Here is a 19,436-nt window from a genome sequence, read left to right as displayed (position 1 = left end):
GCTAACGTCCTAAAAGCCTATTGTAAGTTTCTTTATTATTAATAATCTGAAGCGCTTTCTGGTAACTTGGATTATCATCATTGATAATCTGGAAGTACTGCGCCATATCATAGAGATCCCGTGCGATAAGCGCCTTGATCTGAAGCATGATCAACGGCTTCGAACGATTATATTGCTCTTCCTCAAACTCAATCTTCTCATCGCCGGCCATCTTCAGAAGCTCCTCCATGATATCCTCTCCGACCACGAAATCTTGCTTATACTGCTGGAACTTCGGATATTTAGCCATCATCTGGTTCCGATTACGATCCAGATAATTCATGGACACCCGATTGACTAAACCGGAAGCTACCAGTTTCCGGTGATAATCCGTATAGCGAGTCGTATCTACCGGGATGAACACGTCCGGCATAATACCTCCACCTCCATATACGGTACGCTCGGAAACCAAGGTGTTATACCTCATTGAATCCGGGAAATGAATGCTATCGGCACTCATCAACTCCCCCCGGTTATAACGGTCGATCAGATCATGGTGGTACTCCTCCATCTTCCCGTTCTCGTAAGGCTTTTGTATACAACGTCCGGTGGGTGTATAGTAACGGGAAACCGTCAAACGAATCATGGAACCATCCGGCAGGGGAATCGGTTTCTGTACCAAACCTTTACCAAAGGTACGGCGACCTACGATCACTCCACGGTCCCAATCTTGAATAGCGCCGGAGACGATCTCGCTGGCCGAAGCCGAGGACTCGTCCACCAGAACGACCAAACGTCCCTCTTGGAATTGTCCACGAGCGGTAGAGTTCGCCTCCTCACGAGGTTGCTTACTCCCTTTCGTATAAACGATCAACCGGTTTTTATCCAAGAACTCATCCGCTAACTCTATGGCGATATTCAAATATCCCCCACCATTTCCCTGCAAATCCAGAATCAAGTTCTTCATGCCCTGTTTCCGGAGCTTCTCCAACGCCTCCCTGAATTCATCGGCGGAAGAAGCGGCGAAACGGTTCAACTTAATATAACCGGTATTCTTATCCGCCATATAAGCGGCATCCAGACTATACACGGGAATCTTACCGCGAACGATCTTGAAATCCATCAATTCCGGCGACTTGCCTCGCTTTACTTTCACACGCACCTCGGTACCTTTCGGTCCGCGTAGTTTCTTCATGATATCGGTAGTCTTCATCTTCACGCCGGCGATCAAGGTATCGTCTACTTGGATAATACGGTCGCCCGCCATCAACCCCACCTTCTCAGAGGGACCTCCGGGGATTACCTGAATCACGTAAAGCGTATCCGTCAACATATTGAACTGTATGCCGATACCATCGAAATTGCCTTGTAAAGGCTCGGTCATCTCTTTCGTCTCCTCCGGGTCCATATAATTGGAATGAGGGTCTAGCTTATCCAACATGCCGACTATAGCGTCTTCCACCAACTTCGTCTCGCTAGTAGAGTCGACATATAGATTAGAGATGGCGAATAAAGCCAATTGGAGCTTCCGGGCATCCATATTCGCTTTTTGCGCTGTCGCTCCGGTAAACACACCTAGGACGATCAGCAGGGATAAGACGATTCTTTTCATCAGATATATTCGTTTCATAATTTTCAATACAATCTCGTCTCTTTAGGGACGAATTGGGAAATGTCTTTGCCGTAGCGTAACAACTCACGGACAATGCTTGAGCTAATATGCGTATGCTCCGGTTCCGTAAACAAGATAAAAGTCTCGATACCCGTCAACTTACGATTCACGTCCGCAATCGTCTTCTCGTATTCGAAATCATTGACCGTACGGATTCCTCTTAAGATAAAGCCGGCTCCGACCTCTTTAGCGAAATCCACCGTCAATTGATTATATGACATGACTTTCACCCTTGGATTATCCTTGTATAGATTCCAGATCGCTTCCATCCGCTTCTCCAAGGAGAAATAGGTAAGCTTCTTATCGTTGATACCGATCGAGATCACGATCTCGTCCACCAGTTCCAACCCACGCCTTACCAAGGATTGATGCCCGATCGTAAAAGGATCGAAGGTACCGGGAAAAAGTGCGATACGTTTATTTTCAATTGATGACATCTTCTTCAACCACTAAGTTATCGATAATAAAGTTCTGTCGCTCCATGGTATTCTTCCCCATATAGAACTCGAGCATATCTTTCACGAGGTCCTCTTTCTTCATTGTCACCGGATCAAGGCGTATATCCTTGCCGATAAAATGCTTGAACTCATCGGGAGAGATCTCTCCCAGACCTTTGAATCGGGTGATCTCCGGATTCTTCCCGGCAGCGGCTATGGCAGCCAAGCGTTCCTCCTCTGAATAACAATACCACGTCTTCTGCCGGTTACGTACTCGGAATAATGGGGTTTGCAAGATATAAACATGATTACGCTTAATCAAATCGGGGAAGAATTGCAAGAAGAAGGTAATCAACAATAAACGGATATGCATCCCGTCCACGTCGGCATCTGTCGCGATAATCACCTTATTATACCGCAAACCTTCCAAGCCATCCTCAATATTCAAGGCCGCTTGAAGCAAGTTAAACTCCTCGTTCTCGTAAACGATCTTCTTTGTCAAGCCATAACTATTCAAAGGCTTACCCCTCAAACTAAATACAGCTTGGTAATTCGGGTTACGGCTCTTCGTGATAGAACCGCTAGCCGAGTCACCCTCCGTGATAAAGATACTGCTTTCCTCTAGCAAATCCCCTTTCGAATCGGTCAGGTGAATCCGGCAATCCCTTAGTTTCTTATTATGTAAATTCGCTTTCTTCGCACGCTCGCGGGCCAGCTTCGTAACACCGGCGATCGCCTTGCGCTCTTTCTCGGACTCCAAGATCTTCTTCAGCAAAAGCTCCGAAGTCTCCATATTCTTATGCAAATAGTTATCCAGGTCATTCTTGATGAAATCACCGATAAACTTCGCTACCGTAGGGCCGTCCGGTCCTATATCTTTCGAGCCGAGCTTGGTCTTTGTCTGGCTCTCGAATACAGGCTCCTCCACTTTTATGCTGATAGCGGCCACGATACCCGCACGAATATCCGAATACTCGAAATTCTTATTGTAATATTCCTTAATGACACGACCTACAGACTCCTTGAAAGCGGAAAGGTGCGTACCGCCTTGGGTGGTATGCTGGCCGTTCACGAACGAATAATATTCCTCTCCATATTGGTTGCTATGCGTGATAACCACCTCTATATCCTCCCCTTTCAGGTGGATGATCGGGTAAAGAGGCTCGGTGGTCATATTCTCGTTCAACAAATCCACCAGACCGTTGCGGGAATAGAAACGCTTGCCGTTGTAAATAATGGAAAGTCCCGAGTTCAAGAAGACATAGTTCTTTAATAGCCCCTCGATAAACTCGTCCTTATAATGATAATCCTTAAAGATCTCCCGATCCGGGACAAAAAACACCTGCGTACCGTTCGCCTCCCCGGTCGGTTGGATATCCGATTCCTCCGTGACGATCGCTTTACTATATTCCACCCGCTTACACTCTCCGTCACGGTAGCTGGTTATCAAGAAATAACTACTCAAGGCATTCACAGCCTTGATACCCACACCATTCAAACCCACGGATTTCTTAAACGCCTTGCTATCGTATTTAGCGCCGGTATTCATCTTGCTAGACACATCCACGACTTTACCCAGAGGGACACCACGGCCATAATCCCGTACGGCTACCGTACCTTCCTCGATAGTCACCTCGATACTTTTGCCATACCCCATCATGTACTCGTCGATAGAGTTATCCAGCACCTCCTTCAACAACACATAGATACCATCATCGGCATAGCTACCGTCCCCCAGTTTTCCGATATACATACCGGGACGCCGGCGGATATGCTCCATCCAGTCCAGTGTCTTGATGTCATCATCGTTATATTCCGTAGGTTGTTGTATCGTTGAATTCAGCTCATCCATATCTCTTATAACTTTTTAATATATGCTCTTCTTGATTTATGATGCTCTCGCTTAAAATAATCCCATTGCGCTTGTACGGCGCTATTCGTCTCCAGCTCCGGGTTACTCTCGGCGTAAACGGCACCGATACGCTTATAGACAGGAATCAAGTCATTAAATAATAAAGCGTTCACGCCTTTACTTTGATATTCCGGCAAGACTCCTGTCAAATACAGGTCGATTACTTTCGGTTTGCTCTTCAACGCTTTCAGCAAATGAATCCACCCGAAGGGTAACATATGCCCACGAGCCTTTTGTAAGGCTCTCGATAGGTTGGGCAGGGAGATGCCAAAGCCAACCACCGCATTATCCTCTTCCCTTACGATCAGCGTTACCAAATCATAACGCAGCATAGGGATATACATATTGATATAATAATCGATCTGCTTCTCGGTCAATTGCGCGAAACCATACAAGGGAGCGAAAGCCGCGTTCAATGTATGGAATACCGGACGGGCGTAAGGCATAATCTCCTTAGCGTTCTTGAACTTCAGCACCTTCAATCCGTATTTCTTCTTCACGATCTCGCCGATACGCAAATGCTTCTCGGGAACGCCATCCGGTATATAGATCTTAAATTCATGCCAATCTTGATCCTTTCCGTATCCGATACGCTCCACTTGCTTGGGGTAATAGGGATAATTATAAATTGTAGCCATCGTACCGATCTGATCGAAACCCTCGATCAACATACCCTCGTGATCCATATCGGTAAAGCCCATCGGACCGTGGATCTCCTCCATGCCTTGTTCGCGGGCCCATTTCTCGACAGCGCCGAAAAGGGCATCAACCACCTCGTCATCATCAATAAAATCAACGAAACCAAAGCGGGCACGTTTCTGTCCCCAAGCCTCGTTACTCGGGTGATTCACCATACCGGCGATACGGCCTACCACCTTCCCGTCTTTATAAGCAAGGAAGTAAATAGCGTCGCACACCTCGAACGCCGGATTTTTCTTCTTATCCAGCGTCATCATCTCTTCCTCTATTAAACCCGGTACGTGATAGGGATTACCCTTGTATAATTCGATATTGAACTTGACAAACTTCTTAAGCTCCTTCTTACTGGTAACTTCTCTTATCTCTACGCTCATCGGTAATTTTATTTAAGCGGCAAAGTTACATAAAATCTCTGGAAAAGACGAATAAAAAGGGACAAATGTCTTCGTAATGCCTGTCAATAAGGCGTTTGCGAAGACAAATGAGGACAGGCGAAAAATCGAGGTAACGTAAAGGAAAGCGGATTTATGAAGAAGAACGGTCTCCAAATCATTACCCGCCGAATGGTGATTTTTAACACACCGTGTTGTATTTGGCAGCTTGTGGCACAGGTTGGCATATCAAGGTCTAACTCGTTGAGTAATAACTTTGCAAACAAAAAACGAGTATGGCAAGAAGCACATTCAAGGTTCTGTTCTACGTGAACGGCAGCAAGGAGAAAAACGGTATTGTCCCCATCATGGGACGAGTGACAATCAACGGGACTGTGGCGCAGTTCAGTTGTAAGCAGAACATCCCGAAAACGCTTTGGGACGTGAAAGGAAACAAGGCGAAAGGCAAGAGCCGCGAGGCACGAGACATCAACCTTGCCCTTGACAACATCAAGGCGCAAATCATCAAACATTACCAGCGCATTTCAGACCGCGAGGCATTTGTTACGGCTGAGATGGTGCGCAACGCCTATCAGGGAATCGGCAGCGAGTATGAGACGCTGCTAAAAGCATTCGACCGTGAGAACGAAGTGTTCAAGAAACGGGTAGGCAAAGACAGGGTAATGGCTACCTATCGGGCACGTGTACGGGCAAGAAACCATGTAGCCGCCTTTATCAAGTCGTTTTACAGACGCAGCGATATGTCCATGTTGGAACTTACTCCCGATTTCATCAATGAGTTCGCCGCATACCTCTCGACTGAAGCCGAATTGCGGAACGGTTCGATATGGGCAAACTGTATGTGGCTGAAAGGCGTGGTCATGAAAGCGCATTATAACGGGTTGATACCGCGCAATCCTTTCATCCAGTTTCATATCAGCCCCAATGTGAAAGAACGGGAATATCTGACGGAGGATGAACTGAAAGCGGTCATGACACATGAGTTTGCAGACAGCAAGCTCGCATACATCCGTGACATTTTCATCTTTGCCAGTTTCACCGCCTTGTCATTCGTGGACATTCAGGAACTGACGAATGACAACATCGTGGAGGTGAACGGCGAGAAGTGGATATTGTCCAAACGCCACAAGACAAAAGTCGCCTTCCAAGTGAAGCTGCTGGATATACCCTTGCAGATTGTCGAACGCTACCGACCGATGCAGAAAGACAATCGTATATTCCCCGGCTTGAACTATTGGTCTATCTGCAAACCGTTGAAACGGATGATAAGGGAATGTGGCATAACCAAGTCAATATCATTTCATTGCAGTCGTCATGGCTTCGCAACATTAGCTTTGAGCAAGGGGATGCCCATTGAAAGCGTAAGCCGTGTGTTGGGACATACGAATATAGTCACGACCCAACTCTACGCAAAGATAACCACGCAGAAGCTCGACAACGACCTGACCATGTTCGGCGACAAACTGAGTAAGACGTTTAACGGAATAACGATGTCATGAGTATGAGAAGAAACAGCATAACAGTGAATGAATCCGGCAATATCATCATGCCGGAGAATGTCTCAAACATTTGGATGAGCGAGCCGGAATTGGTGGAACTGTTCGGAGTAATTGCTCCGACACTTCGTTCTGCCATCAGAAACATCTATAACAGTGGAGCATTAAAAGAATACGAGGTACAGAAGTATGTTCGGCAGGAGAACGGGTATCATGCCGATGTGTTCAGCTTTCCGATGATAGTCGCACTTGCTTTCCGCATTGACAGCTTCGGTGCGGAACAGGTGCGCAATGCCATATTTAAAAGGCTGTACTTGCGAAAAGAGAAAACAAATATCTTCTTTTCGCTGGGTATAAATGGTTGGGATATGTCTAATTATCAGGCATAAGTTCTAATGATATGACGACATGAAGTAGTGAGACCTATGCGTATTCCCATTGCCAACAATGTATTTATACGAGTATGTGAATAGGTGTATTGCCATTCATACGTACGATTACGACAAACCCGAAGAAAAATCCATTAGAATGGCATTTCTTCGGGCTTTTGTTGTATGTCATAAAGCCAAATCCAAGAAAATCTTACGTGAGGTATGCGTGAGTTGTTAATCCGTTCTGCGCTAATTGCCGAGTTTTGCACTGATTAAACAAAAAAATGAAGTGCTAATGAAACAAGGCAACTTTGAAAATGAGGAGTTTATCCGTGTGGGTACTACCCTCTACAAGTTAGTGAACCAGCCCCGTCTGAACGGAGGCTATGTGAAGAAGCGCATCGTGTGGAACAACGAAACACTGCGGCAGGACTACGGCAAGGACTATCTCGCCACCGTGCCGAAGTACGACGGCTTCTGCACCGTCCCCGACCATGTGGACTACCGTCCCGTGGTGGACAAGTTCCTGAACCTCTACGAGCCGATAGGACACCGTCCGCAACAAGGCGAGTTTCCCTGTATCCGGTCATTGGTGCGCCATATCTTCGGTGAACAGTATGAATTGGGCATGGACTATCTTCAATTGCTCTACCTGCAACCCGTGCAGAAACTGCCTATCCTGCTGTTGGTATCAGAAGAACGCAACACGGGCAAGAGTACATTCCTGAACTTCCTGAAAGCTGTGTTTCAAAACAATGTCACTTTCAATACCAACGAGGACTTCCGCAGCCAGTTCAATTCCGACTGGGCAGGAAAACTGCTCATCGTGGTGGACGAGGTATTGCTCAACCGCAGGGAGGACAGCGAGCGGTTGAAGAACCTCAGCACCACACTTTCCTACAAGGTGGAAGCCAAAGGCAAAGACCGTGACGAGATAGCGTTCTTTGCCAAGTTCGTGCTATGCTCCAACAACGAGTATCTGCCTGTTATCATTGATGCAGGTGAAACACGCTATTGGGTGCGCAAGATAGACCGTCTGCAATCCGATGACACAGACTTCCTGCAAAAGCTGAAAGCTGAGATACCTGCCTTTCTGTATTACCTGCAATACAGACAACTTTCCACCGAAAAGGAAAGCCGTATGTGGTTTGCGCCCTCTTTGCTGCATACCGAAGCCTTGCAGAAGATTATCCGCAGCAACCGCAACCGATTGGAGATAGAGATGTGCGAACTTATCCTTGACATTATGGAAAGTGTCGGCACGGACACATTCTCGTTCTGCCACAACGACATTCTTCTTTTGCTGGTACATTCGCAGGTAAAGGTGGAGAAGCACCAAGTCAGAAAGGTATTGCAGGAATGTTGGAAACTTACTCCTGCCTCTAACGGGCTTACATATACCACTTACCAATTCAATTACAATCGGGAGTGCCGATATGAGCCGATAAAAAGAGTCGGTCGTTTCTACACCGTCACAAGGGAACAACTTGAATCCCTGTAATACTATTCTTTTTTGTTGAATTGATGAATAATGATATAACCATACTGATAATAAACAGCATACACTCTCAACAAATTCTCAACAATCGAAAAGAAAAGTTGAGAGGGAAACAGCATCAGTTTGTTGGATTCTCTATTTGTGAGTGGTTTGTTGAGAAGATGTTGAGAATATAAAGCATTAACGTATAGGACAATACATATCTCATTCATCAAATCAACGTTTTTACAGTCATCATCAAATCCATAGAAATTATATCATGAACATCCAAGAAGCAAAACAAATCAAAATTGCGGACTATCTGCAAAGTTTGGGTTATTCGCCCGTAAAGCAACAGGGAAACTGCCTGTGGTATAAATCCCCGTTCCGTCAGGAAACGGAAGCCTCGTTCAAGGTGAACACCGACCGCAACCTGTGGTTCGATTATGGACTGGGAAGAGGTGGTAACATCATCGCACTTGCAGGGGTACTGTACGCATCCGACCATGTGCCTTATCTGCTTGGCAAGATAGCGGAACAGGCACCACACATCCGTCCCATATCTTTCTCTTTTCGCCAGCAGGCATCCGAACCGAGTTTCCAACATTTGGAGGTGGGCGAACTCACCCATCCGGCATTGCTCCGATACTTGCAGGAACGGGGCATAAACATCGCTTTGGCAAAGGCGCAATGTAAAGAGCTCCACTTCACCCATAACGGCAAGCCCTATTTCGCCATCGGTTTTCCGAATGTGGCGGGAGGATTTGAAGTGCGTAACCGTTTTTTCAAAGGCTGTGTCGCACCCAAAGACATCAGCCATATTCGGCAACAGGGAGAAGCGAGAGAGAAATGCCTTGTATTCGAGGGCATGATGGACTATCTTTCATTCCTCACGTTGCGGAAGAGGAACTGCTCGAACTTGCCCGACCTTGACAGGCAGGATTACGTCATCCTCAATTCGACCGCCAATGTTTCCAAAGCTATAGATGTGCTGCACGGGTATGGACGTATCCACTGCATGCTCGACAATGACGAGGCGGGAAGAAAGGCGTATCGGGAATTGGAAAGGAAGTTCGCCGGACGCATCCGCGACTTCTCCGACAACTACAAAGGGCATAAAGACCTGAACGATTACCTGCGTGGAATCCGGCAGAAATTAGCCGTTAGTCCACCGCCAAGAACTATCGTAAAACCCAAGAAGAAAGGGTTGGGATTATGACATCCCGAATGAGAAAAACGGGAGATGCCCGAAACTCATTCCTTAAGGATTGGGAGGTAGCAAGTTTGTGTTTCGGGTGTACCGAAACCGCTTGCCACCCACCATCCAAATTGCAGGAGGTGGCATCCCGTCGGTCTATACAGTTGAATCAGTAACCGAATTAAAAGGAATAAAATATGGAACAGACAAAGGAACACAAGGAACGCAACAAGGGAGGTCGCCCCAAGAAGGAAGCAACCGAGAAACTGAAATACCGTATCGCAGTGAAAATGACGGCAGCCGACTACTTCCGCCTGCTGACACGATCGCATGAGGCGGGCGTATCACCAAGCGAGTACATGAGGGAATGTTTCCGTAACGGTCATGTGAAAGAACGGCTGTCGGAGGAACATGCCGGATACATCCGCCAACTCTGCGGCATGGCTAACAATCTCAACCAGCTTGCGCGTAAGGCAAACGCCGGAGGCTTCCACGATGAACGGTGGGACTGCAAGGTGGCAGTGGCAAGGATTCATGAACTTATAACCAAGATAGGGATATGATGGCGAAAATCGTAAAAGGAAGCGACTTCAAGGGTGTGGTGGATTACATCATCGACAAGAAGAAGGATACGCAGATAGTAGCAAGCGAAGGCTTGTTTATGGAAAATCTGGAAACTATCGCCATGAGTTTCAATGCCCAGTCACGGATGAACGATAAGGTGACAAAACCTGTCGGACATATCGCGTTGAGTTTTTCCAAAGAGGATGAGTTACGGCTGACGAACCGTATCATGGCAGGCATCGCGCTTGAATATATGGAACGGATGGGAATCAAGAATACGCAGTTCTTCATCGCCCAGCATTTCGACAAGGAGCATCCGCACGTGCATATTGCTTTCAACCGCATAGACAACAACGGCAATACCATATCGGACAGGCACGAGCGTCTGCGCAGTACCCGCATCTGCAAGGAATTGACCTTGAAATACGGCTTGCATATGGCTGGCGGAAAGGACAATGTCAAACGCAACCGCCTGAAAGAGCCAGACAGGACGAAATATGCGCTTTACGACATCATCAAAATGGAAGTCGGCAGATGCGGCAACTGGAACGTGCTTATCGCCAACCTGAAACGGCAGGGAGTGGAAGTACATTTCAAGCATAAGGGGCAGACCAGCGAGGTGCAGGGTGTTGTATTCTCCATGAATGGCTACCATTTCAACGGCTCCAAAGTGGACAGGCGTTTCAGTTATTCCAAGATTGACGCGGCTTTGCAGCACAACAGATGCAGGGAACGTATGGGAATAACAGCCGGAATATATGAAACGGCTACACCAAGCGCACCGTCCGGCACGGCACAAAGCGAGTTGTTCAACGGCTCTTGGGGATTGCTAAAAAGCAGTGGCTCATCTTATAACGCTGCTGATGCGGAAGCCAATCAGGAAATGGTGGATATACTTCGCAGAAGGAAGAAAGTTAAGCGCAAGAGAGGTGTTGGGTTCTAATATTCTGTACTAATCCAATTCTCACGACACTTGCGCTCTATATTCATTCGGAGTGTAACCTACCTCTTTCTTGAACAGTCGGGTAAAATGTTGCGGGTACTGAAAGCCGAGATTATAGGCGATTTCATTAACGGTGTCGTCTGTAGATGCAAGTTCCGTCTTGGCTATTTCAATAGACTTGTCATGAATGAAATGTAGGGCGGTTGAACCTGTTTCTTTTTTCAATAAATCACTGAAATAGTTGGGCGAGAGGCAGAGCTTGTCTGCACAATACTGTACAGTGGGCAAGCCTATCCGTTTAGCAGCCCCATCATGGAAGTATTCGTCAAGCAACCGCTCAAATCTTGCGAGGATGTCTCGGTTTTGGTTGTCGCGTGTGATGAACTGGCGGTCATAGAAACGTGTGCAGTAATCAAGGAACGTCTTGATGCTGTCTGTGATGAGGTTCTTGCTGTGACGGTGTATCGGATGGTTCAATTCATATTGAATCTTGTGGAAGCAATCCATGATGATTTGCCGTTCTTCCACACTAAGGTGCAATGCCTCGTTTGTCTCGTAGGAAAAGAACGAATATTCACGCATTATCCGCCCGAGAGGTGTATTCCGCAGCAGGTCGGGATGGAACATAAGCAGGTAGCCATCTGGTTGGAACTGCATGCCGTCATCTTCCGCACCGAACACCTGTCCGGGCGCGATAAATATCAGTGTGCATAATTATTCCTAAGTCTGTGAAACCGGAACACATGAAGCAGAATCTCGACATATTAGACTTCACCCTGTCGGCCAACGACATGGCACGGATAAAGACGCTGGATACCGACAAGCCTTTCTTACTCGGCTCGCACGAAGATCCAGAAATCGTAAAATGGTTCATGCAGTACAAAAACGCCTGAACATCAACAACCATATTTCGATAGCCGCTATCGACTATATTAAGAAGTTATTCGTATATGCCTTTATTGTAATCCGTCATGTACTGAGTAAATGTTTTGCCTGTTTGCTGTTTGAAGAAGCGCATGAGATGGCTCGGATCAGAGAAATTGAAATCATCCGCCATTTCACTGACAGTGCGGTTGGAGAATAGCAATTCGTTCTTCAGTTCCTCAAGCAGACGTTGTTTTATCAAATGGGTAGCTGATACTCCGAATTGGGCTTTTACTGAGTTATTGAGTGTGATGCGACTGACATGAAGCATGTCTGCATATTCCTGCACCCGCTGGTGGGTGCGGATATTCTGTTCCAACAAGTCCTTGAACCGAAAAGCGAAATTGTTTTTAGCAATTTCAGCGGGCAAGCAATAGGCGGCAGCGTATGTACGATTGATAATCAGCAAAAGATAATATAGTAAGGAAACAATGATATTGTACGTATCGGACACTGGATTCATCAGCTCATACTTAATCTTTCCGAGCAGCCGCATATATTCCTTCATTTCGTCATGTGTGGCATTGATGTAAGGCGGCGTATCTGTCTGGTAACAATACAAAAGGCGAAAAACGAAGAACTTGTCGGCGATAAAAGTACGCATGAAATCTTCGCGGAATATAAGGAACGTGTAATCCAACGCCGTCTCATCTACATGCCACTCTTGTTGCTGATGGGGTGAAAGCAGGAGAACCATGCCGTCGCGCAGTTCAATCTTGCGGAAGTTCAGTAGCAAATATCCGTTTGCCTTACGGAAAAAGTAGAAGCTGAAGAAGTCTGTCTTAAACCGCTTGTTTTCTGTCAGCACAAGTCCGATGTCCTTGTTTATGGCAGTATTGATGTAAAAATCCACGCCGCAGCGTGTCTTGTTGAACGGTACGCTGACCAGTCGATCAGGGTTGATTATCTCGTCCATATCCTTGTCGTTTTTGCAAAGATAATAATTTCATTTATCAAAATGGCATAATTACCGTTTTTTCAGGCATAGATGTTTCGCCGGATTCTTCCGAACTTTGCACCCGTAATCAATAACAAGACATATAGTCATGAAAAAGACATCCACAGTACAATTGGTGCGCAATGCCACCTTGAAAATCAGGTATGCGGGACACACCATGCTAATTGACCCCGTTTTAGCCGACAAAGGCACTTTGATATCGGCCCTCGGTGTGAATAAAACACCGAGGGTACACCTCACCATTCCTATTCAGGATATTATCGGAGGCGTGGACATGGTGCTCCTGACCCACAATCACATCGACCATTACGAGCCGAGTGTCCCCACACATTTGCCCAAAGAAATTCCTTTCTACGTTCAGCCCCAGGACGCGGACGCCATCAGAAACGACGGATTTACAAATGTGATACCCATCGAAGAAATAAAAACAATAGACGGCATATCCATTTACCGCACGACCGGACATCATGGTTTCGGGCAGATCGGGCAGATGATGGGACCTGTATCAGGTTATGTGCTAAAAGCCGAGGGCTTCCCGACCGTTTATATAATGGGTGACTGCCGATGGGAAGCATGTATCCGAGACACCGTGGAACGGTTCAATCCTGACTATATCGTGGTAAACTCCGGAGGTGCAATCTTTCCCGAATTTTCCAAAACGGACGGTCCTATCATCCCCGACGAGAACGAAGTGATGCAGATACTTGACGAATTGCCTTCGCATATCAAGCTGATAGCCGTACACATGGATGCCATCGACCATTGCCAGACCACCCGTGCAATTCTGCGCAATGAGGCAACGCATCACGAAGCCGACATGAGCCGGCTGATTATCCCGGAGGACGGAGAAACAGTTGTGTTATGAGTGTCTGCATTAAATCCCTGATAAAAAACATGAACATAGTGGTAGGGTGCACTATAGGATGCCCTTACTGCTATGCCCGTAACAACTGCCGCCGTTTCCACATTACCGACGACTTTTCCGTGCCTGAATACATGGAACGAAAACTGCGCATCATCGATACGTCCCGTCCTCATGTGTGGCTCATGACAGGAATGAGCGATTTCTCCGATTGGAAGCCTGAATGGAACGCAGAAATTTTCGAGCGGATCAGCAGCAATCCCCAGCACGCCTATATCTTTCTGACGAAGCGCCCTGACAAAATCAGTTTCTCCTCTGACGACGAGAACGTATGGATGGGCGTGACCGTCACGCGCAGTTCCGAGAAAAGGAGGATTGATGATTTGAAAAAGAATATCAAAGCACGACACTACCATGTCACGTTTGAACCTCTCTTCGATGATATCGGCGAGATTGATTTCGAGGGAATTGACTGGATTGTCATAGGCACAGAGACCGGAAACCGAAAAGGAAAGTCATATTCGCGCCCCGAATGGGTGCTTAGCATTGCAGAACAGGCAAAGGCTCATGGCATACCGGTGTTCATGAAAGAGGATTTGCTGCCGATTATGGGCGACGAAAGAATGATTCAGGAATTGCCGGAACAATTTACCAGACGAATACAATGAATATGGATACAATAAAGGAAATAGATGTAAAGAGTGTAATGACCAAATCCTCTCTGCCGGTGGGAGGATATTCGGTCAACCCTTATGTAGGGTGTCCCCACGCCTGCAGGTATTGCTACGCATCGTTCATGAAACGGTTCACCGGGCACACCGAGCCGTGGGGTACGTTTTTAGATGTAAAAAACTGGAAGCCGATAACGAATCCTCATAAATACGACGGTGAACGTGTTGTAATAGGGTCTGTGACGGACGGTTACAATCCGTATGAAGAAGAATTCCACCGTACCCGAAGGCTGCTCGAAGAGCTGCGAGGAAGCGATGCCGAGATTATGATATGCACAAAGTCCGATCTTGTCCTTCGCGATCTCGACCTGTTGAAGAGTTTTCCCAAAGTGACTGTGTCATGGTCTGTCAATACGCTCGACGAGCAGTTCTGCGCAGATATGGACAACGCCGTAAGCATTGAACGCCGTCTGAAAGCGATGCGTCAGACATACGAGGCAGGTATCCGCACCGTATGCTTCGTCTCGCCCATATTCCCCAGAATAACAGACGTGAAGGCAATAATAGAGGAGGTAAAAGATTATGCTGATTTAATCTGGCTTGAAAACCTGAATTTACGCGGGCAGTTCAAAGGCGGGATAATGACGTATATCCGTGAGAAGTATCCTGACCTCATACCGCTTTACGAGGAAATTTACAATAAAAAAAGGCTTGAATACTGGCAGGCATTGGAGCAGGACATTTCAAATTACGCCAAGGAGCAGGGCTTCCCGTATCGTATAAACGATCTGCCATACGGACGCTCGGAAAAAGGCAAACCTGTCATCGTAAACTACTTCTACCACGAAAAAATACGATTGACAAAATGAGGCTATGCCGGACTGATGCAGAAAAGTTGTAGCGCGGATAAAAGCACCATGTATGTGGATAATATCCGGCAATCTTCCGAGCGTATGCGGGAGATGCTCAACACGCTGCTGGATTTCTTCCGTCTGGACAACGGCAAGGAGCAACCCAACCTTTCCCCTTGCAGGATTTCCGCAATCACGCATATTCTTGAAACGGAGTTCATGCCCATTGCCATGAACAAGGGGCTGACTTTGATAGTGGAGAGCCACACCGATGCGGTGGTTTTGACCGACAAGGAACGTATCCTGCAAATCGGCAACAACTTGTTGTCAAACGCCATCAAGTTCACGGATAACGGTAGTGTATCATTGGCAGCGGATTATGATAACGGTTTGCTGAAACTTATCGTTGAAGATACCGGTACGGGCATGACCGAAGATGAGCAACAACGAGTATTCGGTGCATTTGAACGTCTTTCAAATGCCGCCGCAAAAGACGGCTTCGGATTAGGATTGTCCATCGTGCAGCGTATTGTGGCGATGCTCGGTGGAACTATACGCTTGGAAAGCGAGAAAGGCAAAGGGAGCCGCTTCACGGTGGAAATTCCCATGCAGACAGCCGAGGAACTGCCGGAACAGACAATTCAAGCGCAAATGCGCCATAATCATATCTGCCATGATGTGATTGCCATCGACAATGACGAGGTACTTCTCCTTATGTTGAAAGAAATGTATGCCCATGAAGGGATACACTGCGATACCTGTACCAATGTTTCGGTACTGATGGAGCTGATACGAAAAAAGGAATACAGCCTGCTTCTGACGGATCTGAATATGCCTGAGATAAGCGGTTTTGAACTGCTGGAACTGTTGCGCTCATCCAATGTAGGCAACTCGAAGAGTATTCCCATAGTCGTGACAACCGCTTCGGGCAGTTGCAGCAAGGAGGAACTTATAGGGCGTGGATTTGCCGGATGCCTGTTCAAGCCGTTCTCCATATCCGAACTGATGGAGATTACGGATAAATGCGCATTAAGCAGCATATTGGATGAAAAGCCGGATTTTTCCACTCTGCTATCTTATGGCAATGAATCCGTCATGCTGGACAAACTGATAGCGGAAACCGAAAAGGAAATGCAGGCGGTCAAGGATGCAGAACAGCGTAAAGACCTCCAAGAACTGGACACACTTACACACCATCTGCGAAGTTCATGGCAGATTCTCCGTGCCGACCAGCCATTGAGGGAACTTTACGCCCAACTTCATGGAAGTGCCACTCCAGATGACGAAGCGATATGCAAAGCGGTGACCGGCTGTGCTGGATAAAGGTGCTGAAATTATCCGGCAGGCAAAAGAAGAAAGGAAAAATACGAAAATGGATAAAACAAGAATCATCGTGGTGGAGGACAATATCGTGTATTGCGAGTTTGTCTGCAACCTGCTGGCACGGGAAGGATTCCGTACCGTGCAGGCTTACCACCTCTCGACCGCGAAGAAACTTCTGCAACAAGCCTCAGACGGGGACATCGTGGTTTCTGACCTACGACTACCCGACGGTGACGGCATCGACCTATTACGATGGATGCGCAAGGAAGGCATGACACAACCGTTAATCATCATGACCAACTATGCCGAAGTGCATACGGCAGTCGAAAGTATGAAACTCGGCTCGCTGGACTATATCCCCAAGCAGCTTGTGGAGGATAAACTTATGCCTCTGCTTCATACCATCCTGAAAGAACGGAGTATCGGACGAAATCGTATGCCCGTTTTTGCCCGTGACAGTTCCGCCTTTCAGAAAATCATGCAACAGATAAGATTAGTTGCCCCTACTGATATGAGCGTGCTGATATTCGGAGAGAACGGCACGGGCAAGGAGCATATCGCCCACCATCTGCATGATAAGAGCAAAAGGGCAGGGAAACCGTTTGTGCCTGTGGACTGCGGTTCACTCTCCAAAGACCTTGCGCCCTCGGCATTCTTCGGACATGTCAAAGGCGCGTTTACGGGTGCGGACAGCACAAAGAAAGGATACTTCAATGAGGCAGAGGGTGGCACATTGTTCTTGGATGAGGTAGGCAATCTCGCATTGGAAACCCAGCAGATGTTACTCCGTGCCATACAGGAACGGAGATACCACCCTATAGGTGACAAGACGGACAAGAGCTTCAATGTCCGCATCATCGCCGCCACCAACGAGGATCTGGAGAAAGCGGTCATTGAAAAACGTTTCCGACAGGATTTGCTGTACCGTTTGCACGACTTCGAGATAACTGTTCCGCCCTTGCGTGACTGTCAGGAGGACATCATGCCGTTGGCGGAGTTCTTCCGTGAGATTGCCAACAATGAATTGGAATGTAGCGTGACTGGGTTCGATGCGGAAGCCCGTAAGACATTGCTGACCCATCCGTGGCCGGGTAATGTCCGTGAGCTTCGGCAGAAGATAATGGGCGCGGTGTTGCAGGCACAGACGGGAGTTGTCATGAAAGAGCATCTGGAACTTGCCGTAACGAAACCGACCTCACCTGTCAGCTTCGCCTTGCGAAACGATGCGGAGGACAAGGAACGCATCTTACGCGCGTTGAAGCAGGCAAACGGAAACCGCAAGGTTGCCGCCGAATTGCTCGGAATCGGACGTACAACGCTGTATAGCAAGTTGGAAGAGTATGGATTAAAGTATAAATTTCAGCAATCATAGCCCGCAACTTGCCGAAAATAGAAGTAACGGTTAAACCGGATTATTCAGCGAAGATAAAAAACGTCCTGTGATAAAAATCATGGGACATTTTGATGTGTATCCGATTTTTATTGCTACTTTTGTACCAAGACGAGAGACATTGACAGCAACTCACAGCAGAACGTAGAAATAGACAGGGTTGCCAAATCATTACCTCATTTTTACCTTATCCTCAGAACTGCTTGCTAATAAAGTGGTTATAAAAATCTTCCAGAATTACAATAATAATCTTTTATCATGGCATTATAAAACAAATTTATACCTTTGTAAACTCAGATTCATAGCATACCATGAAAAAAATAGTTATTAAATTAATATTGGCATTTATCATGTTTGAAGGAACCTCTTGTATAAACGATCCTATTATAATCAGCCCCGATCTGGCGTTTCGGGCGGAAGCTACTACAGGGGAGGGATCGATTTGGCATCCCGATCGCAATACACTTTTCTGGGTAGATATTGAAGGAAAGACGTTATATGAGTATATACCGGACTTGCAAAACTGCCGTTCATGGCAGTTCGACCGCATGGTCTCTACCGTCGTACCGGAAACGGACAGTACGGTAGTCGTCGCTTTACAAAACGAGATCATACGTGTAAACCTAACGGATGGGAACACGGCATCTATCGCCCCAATCCCGGACAATAACGGGAAGATTCGTTGCAACGATGGGAAATGCGACCCGTCCGGACGCTTATGGATCGGCACCATGGGATTTGGCGCGCCTAAAGGGGCTGCCAGCCTTTATTGTGTATGGGCAGACGGAACCGTCGAAACAAAGTTGACAAAAGTCACTATCTCCAATGGGATCGTATGGTCCGCCAACAAGAAATACATGTATTACAACGACACACCTACCCGTAAGATCATACGTTTCCGGTATGACGATAGCTCCGGTGACATATTGTACGATGGCGTAGCCGTAAATATACCCGAGGGCACCGGCTCCCCGGATGGAATGACGATAGATTGCAACGACAACCTTTGGGTGGCTCAATGGGGAGGTGGCGGTGTTTATTGTTACAATCCCTATACCGGCGACCTGTTGACAAAAATTGTCGTACTGGCCCCCCACGTAGCGTCATGCGCTTTTGGAGGGGATAAGCTCGACACGCTTTATATAACGACCGCCCGTGCCGGATTGAGTGAGGAACAGCTTGAGGAATATCCACTAAGCGGTAGCGTATTCTGTTGCAAGCCCGGAGCGAAAGGGGTGCCGGCGAATTGTTTCCATTAAGAATCCGCGAGCTTAATAAATCTAATTAACACAATTGTCAACCAAATATCAATTTAAA

At 47.1% G+C, this 19,436-nt stretch carries 18 protein-coding genes and 1 pseudogene; 13 read left to right on the top strand and 6 right to left on the bottom strand.

What is annotated here, in order from left to right; genetic code table 11:
• Nucleotide 1: 1 nt before the first annotated feature.
• The 4 genes from DWY79_RS08845 to DWY79_RS08830 are packed head-to-tail and all read right to left on the bottom strand — an operon-like array spanning nucleotide 2 to nucleotide 5,073.
• A complete protein-coding gene (locus DWY79_RS08845) occupies nucleotides 2-1,591 on the bottom strand; it encodes a S41 family peptidase (RefSeq protein WP_057328230.1) in 1,590 nt (529 codons plus the stop codon).
• A 23-nt stretch (nucleotides 1,592-1,614) separates the two neighbouring features.
• A complete protein-coding gene (coaD, locus tag DWY79_RS08840; protein WP_005859804.1) occupies nucleotides 1,615-2,088 on the bottom strand; it encodes a pantetheine-phosphate adenylyltransferase in 474 nt (157 codons plus the stop codon).
• Complete coding sequence (locus tag DWY79_RS08835; protein ID WP_005867331.1) at nucleotides 2,075-3,940, bottom strand: DNA topoisomerase IV subunit B; 1,866 nt, start codon at nucleotides 3,938-3,940, stop codon at nucleotides 2,075-2,077. Before DWY79_RS08835 ends, coaD begins: the two co-directional genes overlap by 14 nt.
• Before the next feature lie 5 nt (nucleotides 3,941-3,945).
• A complete protein-coding gene (locus DWY79_RS08830) occupies nucleotides 3,946-5,073 on the bottom strand; it encodes a hypothetical protein (protein WP_121962689.1) in 1,128 nt (375 codons plus the stop codon).
• Nucleotides 5,074-5,366: 293 nt separating this feature from the next.
• Here DWY79_RS08830 and DWY79_RS08825 point away from each other — a divergent pair, with 293 nt between their 5' ends.
• The 6 genes from DWY79_RS08825 to DWY79_RS08800 all read left to right on the top strand — a co-directional run bounded on the left by DWY79_RS08825 (nucleotide 5,367) and on the right by DWY79_RS08800 (nucleotide 11,140).
• Complete coding sequence (locus DWY79_RS08825) at nucleotides 5,367-6,590, top strand: site-specific integrase (RefSeq protein ID WP_122369213.1); 1,224 nt, start codon at nucleotides 5,367-5,369, stop codon at nucleotides 6,588-6,590.
• Nucleotides 6,587-6,976 carry a hypothetical protein gene (locus DWY79_RS08820; RefSeq protein ID WP_004328110.1) on the top strand — a complete coding sequence of 130 codons (390 nt, stop codon included), beginning with the start codon at nucleotides 6,587-6,589 and terminating at the stop codon, nucleotides 6,974-6,976. Before DWY79_RS08825 ends, DWY79_RS08820 begins: the two co-directional genes overlap by 4 nt.
• A gap of 277 nt (nucleotides 6,977-7,253) precedes the next feature.
• Nucleotides 7,254-8,459, top strand: a complete 1,206-nt coding sequence (locus DWY79_RS08815) for a primase-helicase family protein (RefSeq protein ID WP_004328112.1) — start codon at nucleotides 7,254-7,256, stop codon at nucleotides 8,457-8,459.
• Nucleotides 8,460-8,715: 256 nt separating this feature from the next.
• Nucleotides 8,716-9,654 (top strand): toprim domain-containing protein, encoded by a 939-nt coding sequence (locus DWY79_RS08810; protein ID WP_005775883.1) that lies wholly within the window; start codon nucleotides 8,716-8,718, stop codon nucleotides 9,652-9,654.
• A gap of 176 nt (nucleotides 9,655-9,830) precedes the next feature.
• Entirely contained in the window at nucleotides 9,831-10,196 is a 366-nt protein-coding gene (locus tag DWY79_RS08805; RefSeq protein WP_004329306.1) for a MobC family plasmid mobilization relaxosome protein, read from the top strand.
• Nucleotides 10,193-11,140, top strand: coding sequence for a relaxase/mobilization nuclease domain-containing protein (locus DWY79_RS08800; protein ID WP_007560543.1), 948 nt, complete (start codon nucleotides 10,193-10,195; stop codon nucleotides 11,138-11,140). Before DWY79_RS08805 ends, DWY79_RS08800 begins: the two co-directional genes overlap by 4 nt.
• 21 nt (nucleotides 11,141-11,161) lie before the next feature.
• Here DWY79_RS08800 and DWY79_RS08795 read toward each other — a convergent pair whose 3' ends face one another.
• Nucleotides 11,162-11,821 (bottom strand): AraC family transcriptional regulator, encoded by a 660-nt coding sequence (locus tag DWY79_RS08795; RefSeq protein WP_004329304.1) that lies wholly within the window; start codon nucleotides 11,819-11,821, stop codon nucleotides 11,162-11,164.
• Between the two features lie 23 nt (nucleotides 11,822-11,844).
• On the opposite strand from DWY79_RS08795, the gene DWY79_RS22570 reads away from it, so the two are divergent.
• Entirely contained in the window at nucleotides 11,845-12,033 is a 189-nt protein-coding gene (locus DWY79_RS22570) for a hypothetical protein (protein ID WP_158593843.1), read from the top strand.
• 47 nt (nucleotides 12,034-12,080) lie between these two features.
• Here the strand turns inward: DWY79_RS22570 and DWY79_RS08790 are convergent, their stop codons facing one another.
• Nucleotides 12,081-12,980, bottom strand: a complete 900-nt coding sequence (locus DWY79_RS08790) for an AraC family transcriptional regulator (protein ID WP_004329302.1) — start codon at nucleotides 12,978-12,980, stop codon at nucleotides 12,081-12,083.
• Between the two features lie 130 nt (nucleotides 12,981-13,110).
• On the opposite strand from DWY79_RS08790, the gene DWY79_RS08785 reads away from it, so the two are divergent.
• The 6 genes and pseudogenes from DWY79_RS08785 (at nucleotide 13,111) to DWY79_RS08760 (ending at nucleotide 19,378) form a co-directional block, all read left to right on the top strand.
• Nucleotides 13,111-13,887, top strand: a complete 777-nt coding sequence (locus tag DWY79_RS08785) for an MBL fold metallo-hydrolase (RefSeq protein ID WP_004329300.1) — start codon at nucleotides 13,111-13,113, stop codon at nucleotides 13,885-13,887.
• Nucleotides 13,884-14,552, top strand: coding sequence for a radical SAM mobile pair protein A (locus DWY79_RS08780; RefSeq protein WP_004329299.1), 669 nt, complete (start codon nucleotides 13,884-13,886; stop codon nucleotides 14,550-14,552). Before DWY79_RS08785 ends, DWY79_RS08780 begins: the two co-directional genes overlap by 4 nt.
• Nucleotides 14,549-15,424, top strand: coding sequence for a radical SAM mobile pair protein B (locus DWY79_RS08775; RefSeq protein WP_004329298.1), 876 nt, complete (start codon nucleotides 14,549-14,551; stop codon nucleotides 15,422-15,424). Before DWY79_RS08780 ends, DWY79_RS08775 begins: the two co-directional genes overlap by 4 nt.
• Nucleotides 15,425-16,786 (top strand): annotated as a pseudogene (locus DWY79_RS08770) (hybrid sensor histidine kinase/response regulator); the annotation flags it as partial.
• Complete coding sequence (locus DWY79_RS08765; protein ID WP_122369211.1) at nucleotides 16,779-18,101, top strand: sigma-54 dependent transcriptional regulator; 1,323 nt, start codon at nucleotides 16,779-16,781, stop codon at nucleotides 18,099-18,101. The pseudogene DWY79_RS08770 and the gene DWY79_RS08765, both read left to right, overlap by 8 nt.
• 368 nt (nucleotides 18,102-18,469) lie before the next feature.
• Nucleotides 18,470-19,378, top strand: a complete 909-nt coding sequence (locus DWY79_RS08760) for an SMP-30/gluconolactonase/LRE family protein (protein WP_122369210.1) — start codon at nucleotides 18,470-18,472, stop codon at nucleotides 19,376-19,378.
• Nucleotides 19,379-19,436: the final 58 nt, after the last annotated feature.

This window comes from Parabacteroides sp. AF27-14 (genome assembly GCF_003635425.1).
Taxonomy (GTDB): domain Bacteria; phylum Bacteroidota; class Bacteroidia; order Bacteroidales; family Tannerellaceae; genus Parabacteroides; species Parabacteroides distasonis.
The sequence above is the reverse complement of the archived record's forward strand: the minus strand, read 5'-3'. Positions and strand labels throughout refer to the sequence as shown.